The organism is Streptomyces sp. NPDC006516 (assembly GCF_040611875.1).
Lineage (GTDB): Bacteria > Actinomycetota > Actinomycetes > Streptomycetales > Streptomycetaceae > Streptomyces.
The window spans coordinates 216,580-235,201 of sequence record NZ_JBEXPD010000010.1 but is presented as its reverse complement, the minus strand read 5'-3'; the positions used below and the strand labels follow the sequence as shown (position 1 = coordinate 235,201).

Annotated in this window: 15 protein-coding genes and 1 riboswitch; of the genes, 6 read left to right on the top strand and 9 right to left on the bottom strand. The window is 71.3% G+C overall.

Annotated features, from left to right (window positions below; translation table 11 throughout):
* Positions 1-16: 16 nt before the first annotated feature.
* Positions 17-583: a hypothetical protein gene (locus tag ABZY45_RS25345; protein ID WP_356743267.1), complete on the bottom strand. Its 567-nt coding sequence runs from the start codon at positions 581-583 to the stop codon at positions 17-19.
* A 214-nt stretch (positions 584-797) separates the two neighbouring features.
* The gene (locus ABZY45_RS25340; protein WP_356743265.1) at positions 798-1,640 is read right to left on the bottom strand and encodes a LysM peptidoglycan-binding domain-containing protein; all 843 of its coding nucleotides are present in this window, start codon (positions 1,638-1,640) and stop codon (positions 798-800) included.
* 5 nt (positions 1,641-1,645) lie between these two features.
* A riboswitch (cyclic di-AMP (ydaO/yuaA leader) is annotated at positions 1,646-1,830 on the bottom strand.
* Between the two features lie 358 nt (positions 1,831-2,188).
* Between ABZY45_RS25340 and ABZY45_RS25335 the strand changes: the two genes are divergently transcribed.
* The 4 genes from ABZY45_RS25335 to ABZY45_RS25320 all read left to right on the top strand — a co-directional run bounded on the left by ABZY45_RS25335 (position 2,189) and on the right by ABZY45_RS25320 (position 5,858).
* Positions 2,189-2,419 (top strand): hypothetical protein, encoded by a 231-nt coding sequence (locus ABZY45_RS25335; RefSeq protein WP_356743263.1) that lies wholly within the window; start codon positions 2,189-2,191, stop codon positions 2,417-2,419.
* 254 nt (positions 2,420-2,673) lie between these two features.
* Positions 2,674-3,069 (top strand): helix-turn-helix transcriptional regulator, encoded by a 396-nt coding sequence (locus tag ABZY45_RS25330; protein WP_356743261.1) that lies wholly within the window; start codon positions 2,674-2,676, stop codon positions 3,067-3,069.
* A gap of 54 nt (positions 3,070-3,123) precedes the next feature.
* Positions 3,124-3,903, top strand: coding sequence for a molybdate ABC transporter substrate-binding protein (gene modA, locus ABZY45_RS25325; protein WP_356743259.1), 780 nt, complete (start codon positions 3,124-3,126; stop codon positions 3,901-3,903).
* A gap of 23 nt (positions 3,904-3,926) precedes the next feature.
* Positions 3,927-5,858 carry an ABC transporter permease gene (locus ABZY45_RS25320; protein ID WP_356743257.1) on the top strand — a complete coding sequence of 644 codons (1,932 nt, stop codon included), beginning with the start codon at positions 3,927-3,929 and terminating at the stop codon, positions 5,856-5,858.
* Between the two features lie 122 nt (positions 5,859-5,980).
* On the opposite strand, the gene ABZY45_RS25315 is transcribed toward ABZY45_RS25320, so the two are convergent.
* Both ABZY45_RS25315 and ABZY45_RS25310 read right to left on the bottom strand, forming a co-directional pair.
* Complete coding sequence (locus ABZY45_RS25315) at positions 5,981-6,433, bottom strand: flavodoxin family protein (protein WP_356743255.1); 453 nt, start codon at positions 6,431-6,433, stop codon at positions 5,981-5,983.
* Between the two features lie 74 nt (positions 6,434-6,507).
* Positions 6,508-8,781: a heavy metal translocating P-type ATPase gene (locus tag ABZY45_RS25310; RefSeq protein WP_356743253.1), complete on the bottom strand. Its 2,274-nt coding sequence runs from the start codon at positions 8,779-8,781 to the stop codon at positions 6,508-6,510.
* A gap of 184 nt (positions 8,782-8,965) precedes the next feature.
* Between ABZY45_RS25310 and ABZY45_RS25305 the strand changes: the two genes are divergently transcribed.
* Positions 8,966-9,943: a hypothetical protein gene (locus ABZY45_RS25305; RefSeq protein WP_356743251.1), complete on the top strand. Its 978-nt coding sequence runs from the start codon at positions 8,966-8,968 to the stop codon at positions 9,941-9,943.
* Between the two features lie 133 nt (positions 9,944-10,076).
* On the opposite strand, the gene ABZY45_RS25300 is transcribed toward ABZY45_RS25305, so the two are convergent.
* The 3 genes from ABZY45_RS25300 to ABZY45_RS25290 all read right to left on the bottom strand — a co-directional run bounded on the left by ABZY45_RS25300 (position 10,077) and on the right by ABZY45_RS25290 (position 13,888).
* On the bottom strand, positions 10,077-11,405 hold the full coding sequence (locus tag ABZY45_RS25300; protein ID WP_356743250.1) for an enolase C-terminal domain-like protein: 1,329 nt from the start codon (positions 11,403-11,405) through the stop codon (positions 10,077-10,079).
* Positions 11,406-11,452: 47 nt separating this feature from the next.
* Positions 11,453-12,790, bottom strand: a complete 1,338-nt coding sequence (locus tag ABZY45_RS25295) for a gluconate:H+ symporter (protein ID WP_356743248.1) — start codon at positions 12,788-12,790, stop codon at positions 11,453-11,455.
* Between the two features lie 135 nt (positions 12,791-12,925).
* On the bottom strand, positions 12,926-13,888 hold the full coding sequence (locus tag ABZY45_RS25290; protein WP_356743247.1) for a 5-dehydro-4-deoxyglucarate dehydratase: 963 nt from the start codon (positions 13,886-13,888) through the stop codon (positions 12,926-12,928).
* 106 nt (positions 13,889-13,994) lie between these two features.
* Here ABZY45_RS25290 and ABZY45_RS25285 point away from each other — a divergent pair, with 106 nt between their 5' ends.
* The gene (locus ABZY45_RS25285) at positions 13,995-14,783 is read left to right on the top strand and encodes an IclR family transcriptional regulator (protein WP_356743245.1); all 789 of its coding nucleotides are present in this window, start codon (positions 13,995-13,997) and stop codon (positions 14,781-14,783) included.
* A 126-nt stretch (positions 14,784-14,909) separates the two neighbouring features.
* On the opposite strand, the gene ABZY45_RS25280 is transcribed toward ABZY45_RS25285, so the two are convergent.
* Positions 14,910-16,181 carry a cysteine desulfurase-like protein gene (locus tag ABZY45_RS25280; protein ID WP_356743243.1) on the bottom strand — a complete coding sequence of 424 codons (1,272 nt, stop codon included), beginning with the start codon at positions 16,179-16,181 and terminating at the stop codon, positions 14,910-14,912.
* Between the two features lie 235 nt (positions 16,182-16,416).
* Positions 16,417-17,982 (bottom strand): pectate lyase, encoded by a 1,566-nt coding sequence (locus tag ABZY45_RS25275; protein WP_356743242.1) that lies wholly within the window; start codon positions 17,980-17,982, stop codon positions 16,417-16,419.
* Between the last annotated feature and the right edge of the window lie 640 nt (positions 17,983-18,622).

Sequence of the window (18,622 nt, the reverse complement as noted above, 5' to 3'; positions counted from 1 at the left end):
GGCCGTGACCTGCGGGTCAGTCCTCTTCGAAGTAGGTGTCCAGCACGGCGTCGAGTTCCGCCGTCCACTGCTTGAGGCTGCTCCGGGCCCCCGCCTCGACCTCGGCGTTGAACCACCGGCGGCTCGACAGGTGGACGGTCACGGTGAACCGGCGTCCGAAGCGGCCTGTCTTGATCTCGACCGCGCCGATCTCGGCCCAGTCGAACTCCGCTTCCTGGTCGTCCAGCCGGAAGCGGACACCCTCGGCGTCCACCCGGATCGACCCGCGCCGGTCGCTGACCTCGAAGACGGGACCTTCCGCGGCGTCGCGCGCGGCGCCGGCGCCCACGGCAGCCTCGTCCCCGGAAGCCGCTTCGGCCTCTGCGGACGCCTCGCCACCGGGCGCCGCAGGCTCGGCGTCGGTCAGCTCGGCCACGTCGTCCGCGTGCACGACGGCGTCCTCGGGGTCCCGGACCTCCTCGGACGCCTCCGCCTTCTCCGCCCCCGTCCGGGCGGCAACTGGGGCCGTCAGGCCGGGGATGTACGCCGGGTCTGTCCCCGCGGCGAACTCGGGCTTGGTGTTCGAATCTATGCGCTGCTCCACGGCGGGCAGTATGGACGACGAACCTGTACGAGACCAGTCGCCCGGCCGCCCCTGCCCGTCGTTCCGCACCCACGGCCGCCCGGAGGCAGGCCCGGGAGCGCGCATACGGACGACGGGTGGTGCGGGTTCCGCCGAACCCGCACCACCCGTCGGTGGTGTCCCTCTGTCCCCGCCTTCACGCCTCGCGCGTCAGCAGGTCACGCATCCGCGAGGCTCAGTAGGCCCCGAAGACGTTGTCGATCGAGCCGTACCGGTCGGCGGCGTAGTTGCACGCGGCGGTGATGTTGGCGACCGGGTCGTAGCTGTCCGTCGACGTGCCGGGCACGTGGTAGGCCTCGAAGGTCGGGTCGATGACCTGCAGCAGACCCTTCGACGGGATGCCGGCGGCGGCGTTCGAGTCCCAGTTGTTGATGGCCTGGGGGTTGCCCGAGGACTCGCGCATGATGTTGCGGTGGATGCCCTCGTAGCTGCCGGGGATGCCGTGCTCGGCCATGATCGCGAGCGACTCCTTGATCCAGCCGTCGAGGTCGTTCGTGTACGCGGCCGGCGCGGCGGCCGGAGCAGCCTCGGCGGGCGCACCCTGCGCGGCAACCGACGTACTCGTGCGCTCCGAACGGTCGGCGCGGTCGGCACTCTGCTCGGCGCGGTCGGCGGCCTTGTCGGCCTTCTTCTCCGACGTGTCGGCCGACTTCTTCTCGGCCTTGGCGACGATGGCCAGCTTCAGACCGGGGTGAATGAGGTCGGGGTTTCCGCCGACAGCCTTCCGATTGTCCTCGTACAGGGCCTTCCAGCCACCGTTCACGGAATGCTCGCGGGCGATCTTGGCAAGGGTGTCACCCAAGATCACGGAATAGGTGGTGGAGCCGGACTTCTGAGCGGCAATTCCCTTACCGGTCACGGAAGTCGACGCCGCCTTTTCGACGGTGGCGGTGGCCGGGGCGGCGAACGCACCGGTCGCGCCGATGACGGGAAGGGCGAGAGCGCCCGTGGTCACGACGATGATGCCGCGAGTCAGCGAACTGGTCATGGAACGACGGTGCTTACCGTTTTCGGGCATGCTGAATATCCTCTCCGCCGCCTACGAAGTGAGCTGTCGGGTTCGGGCTGGAGATGCCCGGCCGCATAGAGATGCGACTTCACCCCGAGCCGATCCGGATACGGATCGGCGCTTACCTGGGTCCCCCGCTCCTGCCGTACGAGAAGTGGTCGGGTAACCGGACGGCGGCAGGATTAGGCGTTCCATCCGGAGTGATGGTGACCGTAGGCGAGGAATAGCGAAAGGAACAAGCCCGATCTCGTGATCAAAATTCGCCCGCAAGATCGATTCACCGGAATTCGTGTAATCCATCGCACATTACGTCGGCCATTCTTCTTGGCACAGAAGGGAACCGACCGCTCCGCGCGGGCGTCCCCGGGGTGACCAGTGACGCTGGTCACGGAGTCCGAAAAGGGCGTTTTGCTCTCCCTTGAAGGTCCCCAGGTCACACGAAATGGCCTTTTATGGATTACGGGACTAATTTCAAGAAAGTTACTCAAATCGGGCAGAAGGCTCACAACATCCATCTGCGGGCATACCGGCCGAGTCTGTGTGGAATCGATCTAGGCATGACCGACAACCCCTACGCCTCGTACCCGCGGATCACCGTGCTGCCCGTCCAGCCCGGCGACCCGCCCTTCCGCATCGTCGAGATCGACGGAGAGGTGATCGGCCGGGCGACCGCCATGACGGACGTGCTGTTCGCGGCTGCCACAGCAGGGATCCACATCCACGACCTCGACGATCCCGCCGTCGTGAGGTGGGTGGGCGGCGGCAAGCTCAGCTGGCGGCCGCACTGACGGTCCGACCGCGGTCCGGGTGCGGGTCCCGCGGATGGTCCCGCCCCCGCCGCACGTCCCCCCTTGAGCCTCTCGACCCCCGTACGACCTGCCGCGACCGCCTCCCCGGCGGCGAGGATCGCGCCGACGGCGGGCCGCAAGAACAGGCGGCGGGACACATACCGAGCCGCAGAGCGTCTGACCCATACCTATATGCCAAGCACAGCGCATCCAGGCATTGCAGATGCGAGCCACAGCCTCCTATCGTGTCGCACATGCAGTCCTACACCATCGGGCAGGCCGCCCGTCTTCTCGGCGTGAGCCCGGACACCGCCCGTCGCTGGGCGGACGCCGGACGTGTCGCGACCCATCGCGACGACAACGGGCGCCGCCTCGTCGACGGCCGCGACCTGGCCGCGTTCTCGGTCGAGGTCGCCCAGGCCGGCACGGGCGAGGAGGAGGTCCCGTACACCTCTGCGCGCAACGCCTTCCCGGGCATCGTCACCGCGGTGAAGCTCGGTGACGTCGCCGCCCAGGTGGAGATCCAGGCGGGGCCGCACCGGCTCGTCTCACTGCTGACCCGGGAAGCGGTCGAGGAGCTGGGCCTCGAGGTCGGCATGCAGGCCACGGCCCGCGTGAAGTCGACCAGCGTGCATATCGACCGCACCTGAAGCCGTACACACGTCCGCCGGCGAGTGGCGGCTCTCACCGAGGAGTTCCCTGCGATGTCCCTCTCTCCCACCGGCCGCCGGGGCGCCGCCGCCGCGTCGACGGCGGCGCTGCTGTTCACCCTCGCCGCGTGCGGCGGTGACGGCGGGGACAAGGACGCCGCGGCCCCGAAGACCGAACTGACCGTGCTGGCCGCCTCGTCGCTCACCGATGTCTTCGCGACCGCCGAAGCCGCCTACGAGAAGGAGCACCCCGGCACGAAGCTGACCTTCTCGTTCGCCGGGTCGCAGGAGCTCGCCGCCCAGGTCCGTCAGGGTGCGCCGGCTGACGCCCTCGTCACCGCGGACACCCGGACGATGGACGGTCTGGAGCCGGAGACCGGCACGCCGACCGTCATCGCGAAGAACCGCCTGGTCATCGTGACCGGTGAGGGCAACCCCGAGAAGGTCGAAGGCCTCCCGGACCTGGCCGATCCCTCCCTCAAGGTGGTCCTGGCCGCCCCCGAGGTACCGGTGGGCCGGTACGCGAAGCAGATCCTGGACGCCCGGGGGATCGAGGTGAAGCCGGTCTCGCAGGAACCCAACGTCCGCGCCGTCCTCAGCAAGATCGAGCTCGGCGAGGCAGACGCGGGCCTCGTCTACCGTACGGACGCGACGGTGGCCGCCGACCAGGTCGACGCGGTCGGCATCCCGGACGCGCAGAACGCGATCGCGTCCTACCCGGCCGCCACACTGAAGTCGTCCGAGCACGCAGAGGCCGCTGCCGCCTTCGTCTCCTGGCTGTCCTCCCCGGAGGCTCAGAAGATCCTCCAGGACGCGGGCTTCCAGAAGCCGTGACGGGGCAGCCCCAGGGAACCGCGATGAAACAGCTCCGCACCCGCCCGTCGGGTCCCCGTACGCCACTCACCCTGGCGGTCCCCGCGCTGCTCGCCGTCGTGTTCCTGATGCTGCCGCTGGCCGGCATCCTGGCGCGGACGTCCTGGGGCGAGCTCGGCACCCATCTGACCGGCCCCGCGACGATCCAGGCCCTGAGGCTGTCGCTGCTGGTCTCCGGCTGGGCGCTGGGGCTCTCGCTCGTGCTGGGTGTGCCCCTGGCCTGGCTGCTGGCGCGCGTCGACTTCCCCGGCAAGGCCCTCGTACGCTCGCTCGTCCTCCTCCCCATGGTGCTGCCGCCGACCGTCGGAGGCGTGGCGCTGCTGCTCGCCTTCGGGCGGCGCGGGCTGCTGGGGCCCTGGCTGGAGGAGACCTTCGGCATCACGCTGCCGTTCCACACCTCGGGGGCGGTGCTCGCCGCGACGTTCGTCGCGATGCCGTTCCTCGTCATCAGCCTCGAAGGCGCGCTCGGGGGCCTTCACCCGCGGTACGAGGAGACGGCGGCCTCTCTGGGTGCCTCCCCCGTACGGGTGTTCTTCACCGTGACCCTGCCCATGGTCGCGCCCGGGCTGGCGGCGGGCGCCGCCCTGACCTGGGCGCGCGCGCTGGGCGAGTTCGGCGCCACCATCACCTTCGCGGGGAATCTGCCGGGCACGACGCAGACCCTTCCGCTCCAGGTGTATCTGCTGCTCCAGGACTCCCCCGAGGCGGCCACGTCCGTGTCGCTGCTGCTGCTCGCCATCGCCATGGCGGTGCTCGTCGCGCTGCGCGGCCGGTGGGCCGGCGCACCCCGGAAGGCCGGGACCCCGCACCGCCCCGAGGACGGGCCCGAACCCGAGCCCGAACCGGTAGGCGGACCGTCCACGGAAGGCCCGCCCGGGGAGAGGTGGCCCCTGCGCGCCGAGGTCACGGGCTTCGACCAGCTCACGATCGAGGCGGAGCCCGGTACGACGATCGCCGTCGTCGGGCCCAACGGCGCGGGCAAGACGACCCTGTTGCGCGCGCTGCTCGGTCTCACCCCCCGCGCGCACGCGGAGTTGCGCCTGGGCGGCACCGACGCCGGCAGCCTGCCACCGCACCGGCGGGGCGTCGCATGGGTGCCGCAGGACGGTGCCCTCTTCCCGCATCTCTCCGCCCTGGCCAACACCGCCTACGGGCTACGCGCCCACGGGGTCCCCCGCGCCGAGGCCCGGGCGGACGCCCGGCTCTGGCTCAGCCGGCTCGGCGTCGGCCGCCTCTCCGCCCGTAGGCCGGCGCAGCTCTCGGGCGGCCAGGCCCAGCGCGTCGCACTCGCCCGCGCGCTCGCCGCGCGCCCGCGCCTCCTGTTGCTGGACGAACCGCTCGCCGCGCTCGACCAGACGACCCGCGCGCGCGTGCGCCACACCCTGCGCACCCATCTCGCCGGCTTCGGGGGCGTCTGCCTGATCGTCACGCACGACCCCGTGGAGGCGGTGTCGCTGGCCGACCGGGTCCTCGTGCTCGACGAAGGCCGCGCCCTGCAGGACGCGCCGCCCGGCGAGGTCACCCGCCACCCGCGCTCGCCCTGGGTGGCTCGGATGCTGGGCCGCAACGCCTGGCCCGGTACGGCCACCGCGGACGGCCTCCTGCTCTCCGGCGGTGGGAGTCTCGTCGCGGCGGAACCGCTGCCCGCCGGGACCCCCGCGCTCGCCGTCATCGGTCCCGAAGCTGTCTCCGTCCACCGCGACAGGCCGAGCGGCAGCCCGCGCAACGTCTGGCCCGGCACCGTACGCGAGATCACCGCCAGCGGCAGTCGCCTGCGGGTCCTGGTCAGCTCGGCGGAGGCACCCGACCTCGTCGCGGAGATCACCCCGCAGGCCGCCGCCGAACTCGGCCTGGCCGACGGGGTGCCGGTCTGGACGAGCGTCAAAGCGACCGAGGCGACGCTCGTCCCGCGGTGACCGAGGCTCGGCACGCCCACCGGCGAGGGCCTCCGTCCGTCAGCCCGACGGCGGTTCGGTCCTTCGGCCCGGCAGATCGGACCTTCAGCCCGGCGACAGGCTACGGGCGACAGGCGACGGCGTCAGTCCATCAGCCCGGCGGCGACCGTCGCCCCCAGCTCCCAGCACGCCTCCGTGTCGGCCTTGCCCGGTGCACCCGTGACGGTCACGGCGTCGGCCGTACGGCGCCAGCCGAGCCCGGTCGTGATGGACTCGATGCCGCGTACGGCGCCGGTGACGTCGTTGCCCCCGTGGACGTAGTAACCGAAGGGCCGCCCCCGCGTCTCGTCCAGGCACGGGTAGTAGACCTGGTCGAAGAAGTGCTTCAGGGCGCCGGACATGTAGCCGAGGTTCGCCGGGGTGCCGAGCAGGTAGCCGTCGGCGGCGAGGACATCGGAGGCCGTGGCGCAGAGCGCCGCGCGCCGGACGACCCGTACGCCCTCGATGTCGTCCGTCGTCGCCCCCGAGACGACGGCCTCGAACAGGGCCTGGCAGTTCGGCGACGGGGTGTGATGCACGATCAGGAGAGTGGCCACACCCCCGAACCCTGCCGCCCCGGCCCTCCGGAAGCAAACCGGAGGAGGGCGGCCGGCCCCACCGGGGCCCTGGGTCAGTCCACCGCGCGGAAACCGCGCAGCCGCAGGCTGTTGCCGACGACGAAGACCGAGGAGAGGGCCATGGCCGCTCCGGCGATCATGGGGTTGAGCAGACCTGCCGCGGCGAGCGGCAGGGCCGCCACGTTGTAGCCGAAGGCCCAGAACAGGTTCGAGCGGATGGTGCTCAGCGTCCTGCGCGAGAGCCGGATCGCGTCGGCGGCGGCCCTGAGGTCTCCGCGTACGAGCGTAAGGTCGCCGGCCTCGATCGCGGCGTCCGTGCCCGTGCCCATGGCGAGCCCCAGGTCCGCCTGCGCGAGCGCGGCGGCGTCGTTGACGCCGTCGCCGACCATGGCCACGCTGCGCCCTTCCGCCTGGAGCCGCCTGACCACGTCGGCCTTGTCCTGCGGCATGACCTCGGCGACGACCTCGTCGATGCCCACCTCCGCGGCGACGGAGGCGGCGACCGCTCGGTTGTCACCGGTCAGCAGGATGGGCGTCAGTCCGAGACCGCGGAGCCGCCGGACCGCCTCGGCGCTGGTCTCCTTGACCGCGTCGGCGACCTCGATCAGCGCACGGGCCTCACCGTCCCACGCCACCACGATGACGGTCCTGCCGGCCTTCTCCGCCCGGTCCTTGGCGTCCTTGAGCTCGTCGGGCAGTTCCATGGCCCACTCGGTCAGCAGCTTCTCGCGCCCGACGAGCACGGCGTGACCGTCGACGACTCCCTGGACACCGAGGCCGGGGATGCCGGCGAAGTCCTCGGGAGTGGGCAGCGGGCCCACCGCCGCCGCCGCGCCCGTGGCGACCGCCCGGGCGATCGGGTGCTCCGAGGCATGCTCCAGCGCTCCGGCGAGGCGCAGCACTTCGGCCTTCCGTGTCGTCCCCGCGGTGTGCACCCCGAGCAGCGTCATGCGGCCGGTGGTGACCGTGCCGGTCTTGTCGAGGACGATCGTGTCCACCCTGCGGGTGGTCTCCAGTACCTCGGGGCCCTTGATCAGGATGCCGAGCTGGGCGCCGCGCCCCGTCCCGACCAGCAGGGCGGTGGGAGTGGCCAGCCCGAGGGCGCAGGGGCAGGCGATGATCAGGACGGCGACGGCGGCCGTGAAGGCGGAGGTGAGCCCTGCGCCCGAGCCGAGCCAGAAGCCGAGCGTGGCGAGCGCCAGCCCGATGACGACGGGCACGAACACGGCGGAGATCCTGTCGGCCAGGCGCTGGGCCGAGGCCTTGCCGCTCTGCGCTTCCTCGACGAGCTCGGCCATCCGGGCCAGCTGGGTGTCGGCGCCGACCCTGGTGGCCTCGACGACCAGGCGCCCGCCGGCGTTGAGCGTCGCACCGGTGACGGAGTCCCCGGTGGAGACCTCGACGGGCACCGACTCGCCGGTGAGCATGGAGACGTCGACGGCGGAGGCGCCCTCGACCACCGTCCCGTCCGTGGCGATCTTCTCTCCGGGGCGCACCAGGAAGCGGTCCCCGACGTTCAGCGCGCTCGTGGGCAGGGTGAGCTCACGGCCGTCGCGCAGGACGGTGACCTCCTTGGCGCCGAGCTCCATGAGCGCCTTGAGGGCGGCGCCCGCCTTCCGCTTCGACCGTGCCTCGAAGTACCGCCCGGCCAGGATGAAGGCCGTGACACCCGCGGCGGCCTCCAGGTAGATGTTCCCCGCGCCGTCGCCACGGCTGATCGTGAATTCGAAGGGGTGGGTCATGCCGGGCATCCCGGCCGTGCCGAGGAAGAGCGCCCACAGCGACCACAGGAAGGCGGCCGACGTGCCGACCGAGATCAAGGTGTCCATGGTGGCCGCGCCGTGCCGGGCGTTGGTCCAGGCGGCACGGTGGAAGGGCCAGGCCGCGTAGGTGACGACGGGGGCGGCGAGCGTGAGCGAGAGCCATTGCCAGTACTCGAACTGGAGAGCCGGGACCATCGCCATCGCGATGACCGGGACGGCGAGCACGACTGCGGTGACCAGCCGTTCGCGCAGCGACCGCAGCTCGTCGTCGGCGCGCTCGTCCTCGGCCCGCTCTCCGGCCGCCGGAGCTCCCTGCGTCCCGGGCTCGGGCCGGGGCGGGGGCGGCTGGGCGGAGTAGCCCGTCGCTTCGACGGTGGCGATCAGGTCCTCGACGGAGACGCCCTCGGCGAAGGTGACTCCGGCCTTCTCCGTGGCGTAGTTGACGGACGCCTCGACGCCCTCCATGCGGTTGAGCTTCTTCTCGATCCGGGCCGCGCACGAGGCGCACGTCATGCCGCCGATGGCGAGCTCGACCCGGGTGGTGCCGGGAATCGTGGGAGTCATGTCCTGCTCCTCGTCCATACGATGACAGTATACCCCTCCTGGGTATCCTTCCGCCTCAAGAGATATACCCCCCACCCGTATCTTCGCAAGTCTCGGCGGAGGCGCTTGCACATACCCCCCGAGGGTATACGCTCGGTTGTGTCGGACCATCGCGGGGCCCTCCCCGCAGACGTCAGGAGCAGTCATGAGAACCGCCGCGAAGATGACCGCGTTCACCGCCGCGCTCGCTGCGTCGTTCGGCGTGGCCTGGGGAGTGGGGGCCACCGTCGGCCCCGAACCGTCCGGGCCCCCCGGGAACGTCGCGCACACAGGGACCGGGACCCGTACGGAGAGCACCGTCCGGCACTCCGGGGACGAGGACGGCGGCGCCGCATCCGAGGCCGGCGGACTCCGGGCCTCCGAGGGGGGCTACACCCTTGATCTGAAGACCTCGCGCGTGGCGGCGGACCGCGAGAGCGAGCTGCGCTTCGCGATCCGCGACCGCGACGGCGAACAGGTCACCGCGTTCCAGCGCGAGCACGACAAGGAACTGCACCTGATCCTCGCGTCCCGCGATCTGACCACCTACCGTCACCTGCACCCCACCCGGGCGGCCGACGGCACCTGGAGCACCCCCGTCAGCCTGCCCGAGGCGGGCCCCTACCGGGTCTTCGCCGACTTCACCCCCGCCGGGAAGAAGACCACCGGGCTCACCCTGGGGGCGGACCTCGCCGTCTCGGGTCCGTACAAGCCGGCGGAACTGCCGAAGCCCGCCCGTACGGCCACCGTCGACGGTTACACCGTCTCGCTGAACGGCACCCTGCGCCCCGGAGCGCCCGAGCGCCTCACCTTCACGGTGCGCAAGAACGGCCGGCCCGTCACCGATCTGCAGCCCTATCTGGGCGCGTACGGGCACCTCGTGGCTCTGCGGGCCGGTGACCTCGCCTATCTCCATGCCCACCCGGAAGGCGAACCCGGGGACGGCGCCACCGAGCCCGGCCCGGGCGTCACCTTCTCCGCCACGGCGCCCGGCTCGGCGGCGTACCGCCTGTTCCTCGACTTCAAGCACGAAGGCACCGTCCGCACCGCGGCCTTCACGGTGCACGCGGGGACAGCGGCGCAGACCCCGGCCCCCACCGGCCCGGCGGACGGCCACGAGGAGGGGACATCTCACGGGCACTGAGGGCCGCACCACACTGCCCGGCGGGTACTCAGGCCACCCGGCCCGCGCTCCAGGACAGCCGGTGCGCCGGCCACCCGCCCGCGGTCCGCGGTCCCCGCAGCCGCCCGGTCACCCCGTCGAGCACGCGGCTCGCCTACCGCACCAGGCAGGGCCGCTTCGCGTCGAACGTCCAGCCGGGTACGAGGTACTGCATGCCGGCCGCATCGTCGCGTGCCCCCAGCGCCTCCTTCCGGTAGAGCTCGTGGGCCGCGAGGAGGCGGTCCATGTCGAGTTCGACGCCCAGGCCAGGGGCGTCGGGGACGGCGATCTCGCCGTCGGCGATCCGGGGCGGGGTGACGGTGAGCCGCTCCAGGCCCTCCTGCCAGATCCAGTGCGTGTCCAGGGCGTTGTAGTCACCGGGGGCCGCCGCACCGCAGTGCGTGATCATGGCCAGGGAGATGTCGAAGTGGTTGTTGGAGTGACATCCCCAGGTCAGCCCCATGGCGTTGCACAGCTGGGCCACCCGCACCGAGCCCCGCATGGTCCAGAAGTGCGGGTCGGCCAGCGGGATGGAGACCGACTGCAGGGCCAGGGCATGGGTCAGCTGCCGCCAGTCGGTGGCGATCATGTTGGTCGCCGTGGGAAGCCCGGTGGCGCGGCGGAACTCGGCGAGGACCTCACGTCCCGAGTAGCCGTTCTCCGCACCGCAGGGGTCCTCGGCATAGGCGAGCGTCCCCGCCAGCGGTGCGCACAGCTCGACCGCCTCGCGCAGGGACCAGGCGCCGTTCGGGTCCAGAGTGATCCTCGCCGAGGGGAAGCGGTCCTTGAGCGCGCGCACCGCCTCGACCTCCTCCGCGCCCGGGAGGACCCCGCCCTTGAGCTTGAAGTCCCGGAAGCCGTACCGGTCGTACGCCGCCTCGGCCTGGCGGACGATCGCCTCCGGAGTGAGGGCCTCCTCGTGACGGACGCGGTACCAGTCGACCTCCGAGTCCGGCTCCCGGACGTAGTCCAGGTCGGTGCGGTCGGGGTCGCCCACGTAGAAGAGGTAGCCCAGCACCCGTACGGAGTCGCGCTGCTGACCGTCGCCCAGCAGGGCCGCGACCGGCACCTCCAGGTGCTGGCCGAGCAGGTCGAGCAATGCCGACTCGACGGCGGTCACGGCGTGCACGGTGGTCCGCAGGTCGAAGGTCTGGGCACCGCGCCCGCCCGAGTCGCGGTCCGCGAAGCGGCTGCCGATCTCGCGCAGGACACGCTGGTAGTCGCCCAGCTTCGCGCCGACGACCAGCGACTCGGCGTCCCGCAGCGTCCGGGTGATCTTCTCGCCGCCGGGCACCTCGCCGAGCCCCGTGCGGCCCTGCGAGTCCGTGAGGACGACGATGTTGCGGGTGAAGAACGGGCCGTGGGCGCCGGAGAGGTTGAGCTCCATGCTGTCGCGGCCCGCGACGGGGTAGACGGCGAAGTGGGTGACGGTCGGCTGGCTCATGCTGGGCGGTTCCTTGGGTGCGAGGGGTCGGGCTTGAGGTCGGGTGTTCAGAGACTGAGGACGTCGAGGGCCCATTCGGCCGCCAGTACGCCGCCGAGGCCGAGGACGGCGAGCACCGTGGTGTAGCCCGTGCGGACCTTGATCGCCTCGATGACGGAGAGGTTGAAGTACTCCTTGAACAGCCAGAATCCGGGGTCGTTGACGTGGGAGAAGGCGATCGATCCGCAGGAGACGGCGAGCACCATCATCTCGGGGTGGGTCCCGCTGCCCGCCAGGAGCGGCAGCACCACCCCGGAGGCCGTGACGACGGCGACCGTCGCGGAGCCCAGCGCGATGCGGAGAATGGCGGCGATGAGCCACGCCAGGATGATCGGCGAGATCGACCAGTGCTCCGTGACGTCCTTGATGTAGTCCGATATCCCGCCTTCGACCAGGACGTTCTTGAACGCCCCGCCCGCGCCGATCACCAGGAGGATCATCGCCATCGCCTGGGCGGCCGAGGTGCAGGAGGCGCTGACGTCGGCCAGGCTCCGGCCGATGCGGGGTCCGAACGCCCAGACCGCCAGCATCAGGGCCAGCAGAAGCGCGATCGGCGCCGATCCGACGAAGGCCACGACGTGCAGGAGCGGGCTCTCGCCGGAGACGGCCATGTCGGTCACGGCGGCTCCGGCGATCAGGACCACCGGGAAGAGGGCCACGAAGAGCGACCAGCCCATGCCGGGCATCTCCTCGTCGGTGAACTCGCGCTCGCTGACCAGGCCCTTGGGTATGGAGGGGTTCATCGCCCGGACGAACGGCAGGCGCGGCCACAGGAGCGCTACGAGAGCGCCGGCGGGTACGGCGATGAAGAGGCCGTAGAAGAGGGTGTGGCCGACGGACGCGTGGAAGGTCGTCGCCACTGCGGTGGGCCCGGGGTGCGGGGGCAGGAAGCTGTGCATCGTGGACAGGGAGATCGACATCGGCAGACCCACCCAGAGCAGGTTCACCCCGGTCACCCTGACGAGCGTGAACGCGATGGGCACGATGATGATGAAGGCGACCTCGTAGAACATGGTCACACCGATGAGCATGGACGTGACCACCATGGCCCACTGGACGCCGCGCGGCCCGAAGGCGTCGAGCAGTCGGCCCGCGATCCGCTGGGCGGCTCCGGAGTCACCCATCACCCGGCCGACCATGGCGCCGAGCCCGATGGTGAGCATCGTGTCGCCGATCTGGTCCCCGATGCCCGTGGAGAGCACGTCCGGGATCTCGACCACCGGGATGCCCTGCACGAGGGCTACACCCACCGCCACGAGCAGGAGCGCGACGAAACCGTTGAGTTTTATGCGGGTCATCAGGAGCAGCAGCACCAGAACGCTGATCCCGACCACGAGGAGCGGCATGTCAGTTCCCCTTTGAACTGTCGAACGTGTCGAACGTGTCGAGCTGTCTGAACGGTCGAGCTGTCGGACCGCCTGCCTGCTCCGGCTCCGCGCCGGAGCATGCAGCAGGAGCCTGAGCAGGCAGGCAGTCGTCCCTCAGGCGGTACGCCGGCGCACGGCGCCGACCAGCCCCAGACCGGTGTCGAGGACCCTCTCCAGGTCGGCGAGGTCGGCCGGGCCGAGGTCGGTGAGCGGGGCGCGTACGGGCCCGACCGGCAGCCCGCGCAGCCGGGCAGCGGCCTTGACCAGCGAGACGGCGTAACCGGGGACCCGGTCGCGCAGTTCGACGAGCGGGACGTAGAACTCCCGCAGCAGGGTGGTCACGGTCGCGCCGTCGTCCGCACGCAGGGCGGTGAAGAAGGCGTCGGCGATCTCGGGGGCGAAGGCGTGGACGGCCGAGGAGTAGGCGGGGACTCCGACGGTGGCGTATGCCCGCGCCTGGATCTCGGCGGTGGCCGCGCCGTTGAAGAAGAGGAAGCCGTCAGGTGCGGCCAGGGTGAGGCGCTGGAGCCGGTCGAGATCGCTGTGCCCGTCCTTGAGGCCGATGACCCCGGGGATCTGTGCGATCCGGCGTACGCCGTCCGCCGTGAAGGTGACCTGCCCGCGCTGGTAGGCGATCAGCGGCAGCCTGGTACCGCCCGCGATCCGGCGCAGCTGCTCGACCAGACCGTCCTGCGGGGCGGCGACGAGGTAGTGCGGCAGGACCAGGAGTGCGTCGGCGCCGGCCTCCTCCGCGATCCGGGCGAAGCGCAGCGCCTGCGCCCAGCCGTAGCCGGTGCCCGCGACGACGGGGAGCCGGCCGTCGGCGATCTCGACGGTCGCCGCGACGACCGCGCGGTACTCGTCCTCGTCCAGCGCGCCGAACTCCCCCGTGCCGCAGGCGGGGAACACCGCGCCGGGGGCCGTGGCCAACTGCGCGGTCAGATACGTCCGGTAGGCGTCCAGGTCGAGACGTCCGTCGTCCCGGAAGCTCGTGAGCGGGAAGGACAGCACGCCGCCCGCCATGCCCTCGCGCAGCCGCTGAGCGACCCCTTCGGTTTCCGCACTGAACCGCTCCACGAATCTCATCCCCATATGCAGATGGCGTACATGTATGAGAACGGAGGCTAAGCGGGTGAACGCCGCCCGGTCAATGGGGGCGGCAGCGCGGATTTAAGATGTGCGCATGCCGGAGAACAGTGGTGTCCGTGGCGTGAAATCGGCGTCCCGCACCGTCGCGCTGCTCGAACTGCTCGCCATGCGAGGGGACCGGCCCGCCCGCCTGGACGAACTGGCCGAGGAGCTGGGCGTTCCGCGCAGCAGCATGTACCAACTGCTGCGGACGCTCGTGGACTGCGGCTGGGTGCGCACCGACACGACGGGCTCGCTGTACGGCATCGGCATCCGCGCGCTGCACACGGGCACGAGTTACCTCGACAGCGACCCGCTCGTGCGCGCTGCCCGGCCGTATCTGGACGAGGCCTCGGACGCGCTCGGCGAGACCATCCATCTGGCCCGGCTCGACGGGCCGAACGTCGTCTATCTCGCGACGCGCGAGTCCCACGAGTACCTGCGCACGATCAGCCGGGTCGGCCGCCGCGTCCCGGCCCACGCCGGGGCACTGGGCAAGGCGCTGCTCGCGGAGCGCCCGGACGGCGAACTACCGCTGCCCGAGGGGCCTTTGCAGGCTTTCACGGAGAACACGCACACCGGGTACGCCACCCTGCTCACCGACCTCGCCGCGATACGCGAGCGCGGGTACTCCATCGACCGCGAGGAGACGGTGACCGGCATCGCGGGCTTCGGTTTCGCCCTGCGTCACGACACACCGGCCGTGGACGCCATCAGCTGCTCCGTACCGGTGGCCCGGCTGAGCGCCGGGCACGAGGCGAAGGTGGTGGCGGTCATGCGGGAGATCCGGATGAAGATCGAGACCGCCCGGGCGCCCGCGCCGGGCGCACCCGACTGGCGCTGAGCCGGCCCCCCGTACGCCCGACAGCGGGAAGCGGGGAGGCACGGCCTCCCTCCGCCGATCACCACGGCTGCGGCCCCCGTGGCCGGCGCGCCGGTGCGGCCGGTGCGCCGGTTGCCTGACAGTACGTCAGCCGCAGGCCGCCGCGAGTGCTTCGAGGAGCCGGTCCACGTCCTCGTCGTTCGTGTAGGGCGCGAGTCCGACGCGCACGCCGCCCTCGTCGCCCAGCCCGAGCCGGTGGGACGCCTCCTGTGCGTAGAACGCCCCGGCGGGTGCGTCCACGCCGTGCTCGGCCAGGCGCCGCGACACGGCGTCGGCCCGCTGACCGGCCACCGTGAACAGCGTGGTCGGGGTACGCCGCGCCGCGCGGGAATACACCGTGACACCGTCCAGCGTCGCGAGCCCTTCCTCGATGCGCCCCCGCAGGCGGTCCTCGTGCGCGGCGAGTGCCGTGAAGGCCCGGCGCAGACGCTCCGGCCGGCCCTCCGCCCCCGGGTCGACGAGACCGGCCAGGAAGTCGACGGCCGCCGTCGCCCCGGCCAGAAGCTCGTAGGGCAGCGTGCCCAGTTCGAAACGCTCGGGCACGGCGTCACTGGAGGGCAGGAGCTTGTCCGGACGCAGGCTGTGGAGCAGTTCCGGCCGACCGGTCAGAACGCCGAGGTGCGGGCCGAGGAACTTGTACGGCGAGCAGACCAGGGTGTCCGCGCCGAGTCCGGTCAGGTCGACCGAGACGTGGGAGGCGTAGTGCACCGCGTCCACGTGGAAGAGCGCGCCGGCCCGGTGCGCCAGCGCCCCGATGGCGGGTATGTCGGGGCACGTGCCGATCAGGTTGGAGGCGGCGGTGACGGCGACCAGGCGCGTGCGCCCGGACAGCACGGCCTCGATGTGCTCGGTGCCCAGCTCGCCCGTCGCCGGGTCGAAGTCGGCCCGGCGCACGGTCGCGCCCACCGCCTCGGCGGCCTGGACCCAGGGCCGGATGTTCGAGTCGTGGTCCAGCCGGGACACCACCACCTCGTCGCCGGGACCCCACTCCTTGGCCAGGGTGCGCGCCAGGTCGTAGACGAGCTGGGTGGCGCTCCGGCCGAACACCACCGCTTCCGGCTCCGAGCCGAGCAGATCACCGAGCGCCCGGCGCGCGCCGCTCACGATCGCCTCGGCGTTGCGAGCTCCCTCCGTGAGCGTCCCCCGGTTGGCGAGCGGACGGGTGAGGGACTCGGCGATCGCGTCGATCACCTGCTGGGGCGTCTGGGTGCCTCCGGGCGCGTCGAACCGGGCGGTGCCCGCCTTCAGCGCGGGGAAGCAGGCGCGGATCGCCTGCACGTCGAGGGCGTGGCTGGTGCCGCTGATCTCACTGCTCAAAGGGGACTCCGGGGGAAGGGACTGCTCGCTGCTCGAAGCCATGATGGCAGCGTCGGCGGGTGGCGTCGTGGCCCGGCCCACAGGCTTACTGTCCGATCCCGCCCCGCCAGCCGCCGGAGACGCAGGAGGCACAGCGGACGCCGAAGACGAAGACGGAGGCCGTCGCGTGCGACGGCCTCCGTCTCCCTTGTGCGTGTGCCGGCCGGGGAGGGCCCCGGTCTCAGGGCCGCTCCGCGGCCGGGCGCCCCGGCCCGGGGGGTGCGTCCGGGCCCCGCCGTCAGCCGGCGTACGTCTCGAATTCGGCGACCTTCGGGGTCCCCGTCGAGCTGGTGATCTCGAACGTGACCTTCTTCAGCGAAGTCGTGGCGAAGGAGATGGCGCCCGCCCCGCTGCCCGAGGTCAGGACCGCCCCGGTGTCACCGTTGAGGACTCGCCAGGATCCGATGCTGCCGGCCGAGCCGGAGGCCTCCCGGATGTTGATCTTCGAGATGGCGGTGGCGGCGCCCCACTTGATCGAGACGGAGCCGGTCGAGCCCGCCGGGGACCAGAAGGTGCTCAGATTGCCGTCACGGACGTTGCCGTAGCTCGAACCGTCGGCCTTGCTGGAGCCGTCGGCGCCGGCGCCGAGGCTGAGGTTGGTCCCGCTCGGCTGCGTCGGTTCCGGCGTCGGCGTCGTCGGGTCCGGCGTCGGGGTCGTGGGAGTGGGCGTGGTCGGCGTGGGGCTCGGCGTCTGCGGCGTGCAGCTGCCGTCCGACACCTTCAGGCCCTTGTTGGCGCCCGCCGTCTGGCCCACGATCGAGGGCACGCAGCTCGCGGCGTCGAGGGTGAAGGCGTACGGGATGCTGACGGTGGTGTTGGACGTCGGGTTGGGCCCGGCGGGGTTGTTCTCGGTACCGCGGGCCGACCACGTCACGTTGTCGAACGTGTTGCCGCTGACCTGCCAGTATCCGGCGGCGTCCGTGTAGAACGTGCCCAGGACGTCCTTGGAGTCCTTGAAGTAGTTGTTGTCCACCTTGGCACGGGCTCCGGCACGGGAGTTGATGCCGGACTCGTTGAGCTTCACGTAGTAGTTGTTGTACATGTGGGCGATTCCGCCACGCAGCAGGGGCGCCCGGCTGTCGATGTTCTCGTACAGGTTGTGGTGGTACGTGATGTAGCCGTTGGACAGCTCGGTCTCGCTGGAGCCCACCAGGCCACCGCGACCGGAGTTGCGCAGGGTGCTGTAGGAGAGGGTGACGTACTGCGTGTTGTCCTTCATGTCGAAGAGGCCGTCGTAACCCTCCGACTCACCGCCCGACGCCTCGAGGGTGGTGTGGTCGACCCAGACGTTGCGGACGTCGCTCTCCATGCCGATGGCGTCACCGCCGTTGGAGGTGGGCGAGCCCGACTTCTTGACGTTCTTGACCGTCACGTTCTGGATGATGATGTTGCTCGACTGGCGGATGTGGATGCCGAGTTGGTCGAACACGGCTCCACTGCCGACGCCCACGATGGTGACGTTGCTGATCTGCTTGAGCTCGATCACACCCGCGGCGGTGTTGCAGCTGTCGCCCGACACCTTGGCGGTGTTGGAGTGGTTGATCGTCCCCTCGACCTCGATGATGATCGGGGTGCTGCTGCTGGCCCGAGTGCACAGGGCCGTGTGGATCGCGGTTCCGGTGGTGGCCCGCACGGTCTGCCCGCCCGCACCCCCGGTGGTGCCGCCGTTCTGCGTCGCGTAACCGGTGGCGCTGCCGGTGACCGCCGCCGATGCCTCCGGCATCGTCAGGACCACACCGGTGGCTCCCGCCACGGCCATCGTGGCCATGGCTGCGAGAAGTCGCCGTGCGACTGGTCGTCTCATGTTCGTTGTCCCCATTCGTCATTCGTCTTCGCATGCTGGGAGGTGCCGCTGAATGCGATCGGGGCGGCGCGTACGCCGCGGCCCGGACGTGCGAGTCCGTCAACATCGGCCGCGCGATGGGGTGTGCCATGCGGTGCGCGGTGAGTCGACGTCCTGGGTGAAGCCCTGATCCGGGCCGGTGGCGGCTCATGCGCGTCCGTCACGGGAGCCGCCGCGACGGACGCTTCCACCGGCACCGGATCAGTGAGGGGAAAGCGCTTTCTGTCGGCGACAATAGAGCGACCCCCGGCGAGCTGACAAGGTTCATGACACGCAAGAAATGACGGCCCGTCGCACCCCGCCGGGCGGGGGCGACTCCCCCGGAGCGCTCGGATTCCAGTCCAGAAGCACGCACAACCACCCACACAAACCGGGCAGTTGACCCAAGTGTGCGGGTGGTCCACGGGTGGCGTGTTCGCGTTCAGGCATCGAACCCGCCTCGCCCGACCAGCCGGCTCGCGATGACGTCGCGCCGGATCTCGCCCGCGCCTTCACCAGCGAGTCCTCCAGCGACCGGCCCGGCCGACACCGAGCACGCGAACCGCGACCCCCCTGCGCCTGGCGGCGCCGGAGGAGGCAGGCCGACCGCGGGGGCGCGAGG

Coding starts and splice junctions, on each gene's coding strand:
- modA (WP_356743259.1), top strand. CDS start 3,124: ATGTCCCTCTCTCCCACCGGCCGCCGGGGCGCCGCCGCCGCGTCGACG.
- ABZY45_RS25320 (WP_356743257.1), top strand. CDS start 3,927: ATGAAACAGCTCCGCACCCGCCCGTCGGGTCCCCGTACGCCACTCACC.
- ABZY45_RS25330 (WP_356743261.1), top strand. CDS start 2,674: ATGCAGTCCTACACCATCGGGCAGGCCGCCCGTCTTCTCGGCGTGAGC.
- ABZY45_RS25295 (WP_356743248.1), bottom strand. CDS start 12,790: ATGCCGCTCCTCGTGGTCGGGATCAGCGTTCTGGTGCTGCTGCTCCTG.
- ABZY45_RS25280 (WP_356743243.1), bottom strand. CDS start 16,181: ATGGCTTCGAGCAGCGAGCAGTCCCTTCCCCCGGAGTCCCCTTTGAGC.
- ABZY45_RS25335 (WP_356743263.1), top strand. CDS start 2,189: ATGACCGACAACCCCTACGCCTCGTACCCGCGGATCACCGTGCTGCCC.
- ABZY45_RS25305 (WP_356743251.1), top strand. CDS start 8,966: ATGAGAACCGCCGCGAAGATGACCGCGTTCACCGCCGCGCTCGCTGCG.
- ABZY45_RS25310 (WP_356743253.1), bottom strand. CDS start 8,781: ATGACTCCCACGATTCCCGGCACCACCCGGGTCGAGCTCGCCATCGGC.
- ABZY45_RS25340 (WP_356743265.1), bottom strand. CDS start 1,640: ATGCCCGAAAACGGTAAGCACCGTCGTTCCATGACCAGTTCGCTGACT.
- ABZY45_RS25275 (WP_356743242.1), bottom strand. CDS start 17,982: ATGAGACGACCAGTCGCACGGCGACTTCTCGCAGCCATGGCCACGATG.
- ABZY45_RS25285 (WP_356743245.1), top strand. CDS start 13,995: ATGCCGGAGAACAGTGGTGTCCGTGGCGTGAAATCGGCGTCCCGCACC.
- ABZY45_RS25300 (WP_356743250.1), bottom strand. CDS start 11,405: ATGAGCCAGCCGACCGTCACCCACTTCGCCGTCTACCCCGTCGCGGGC.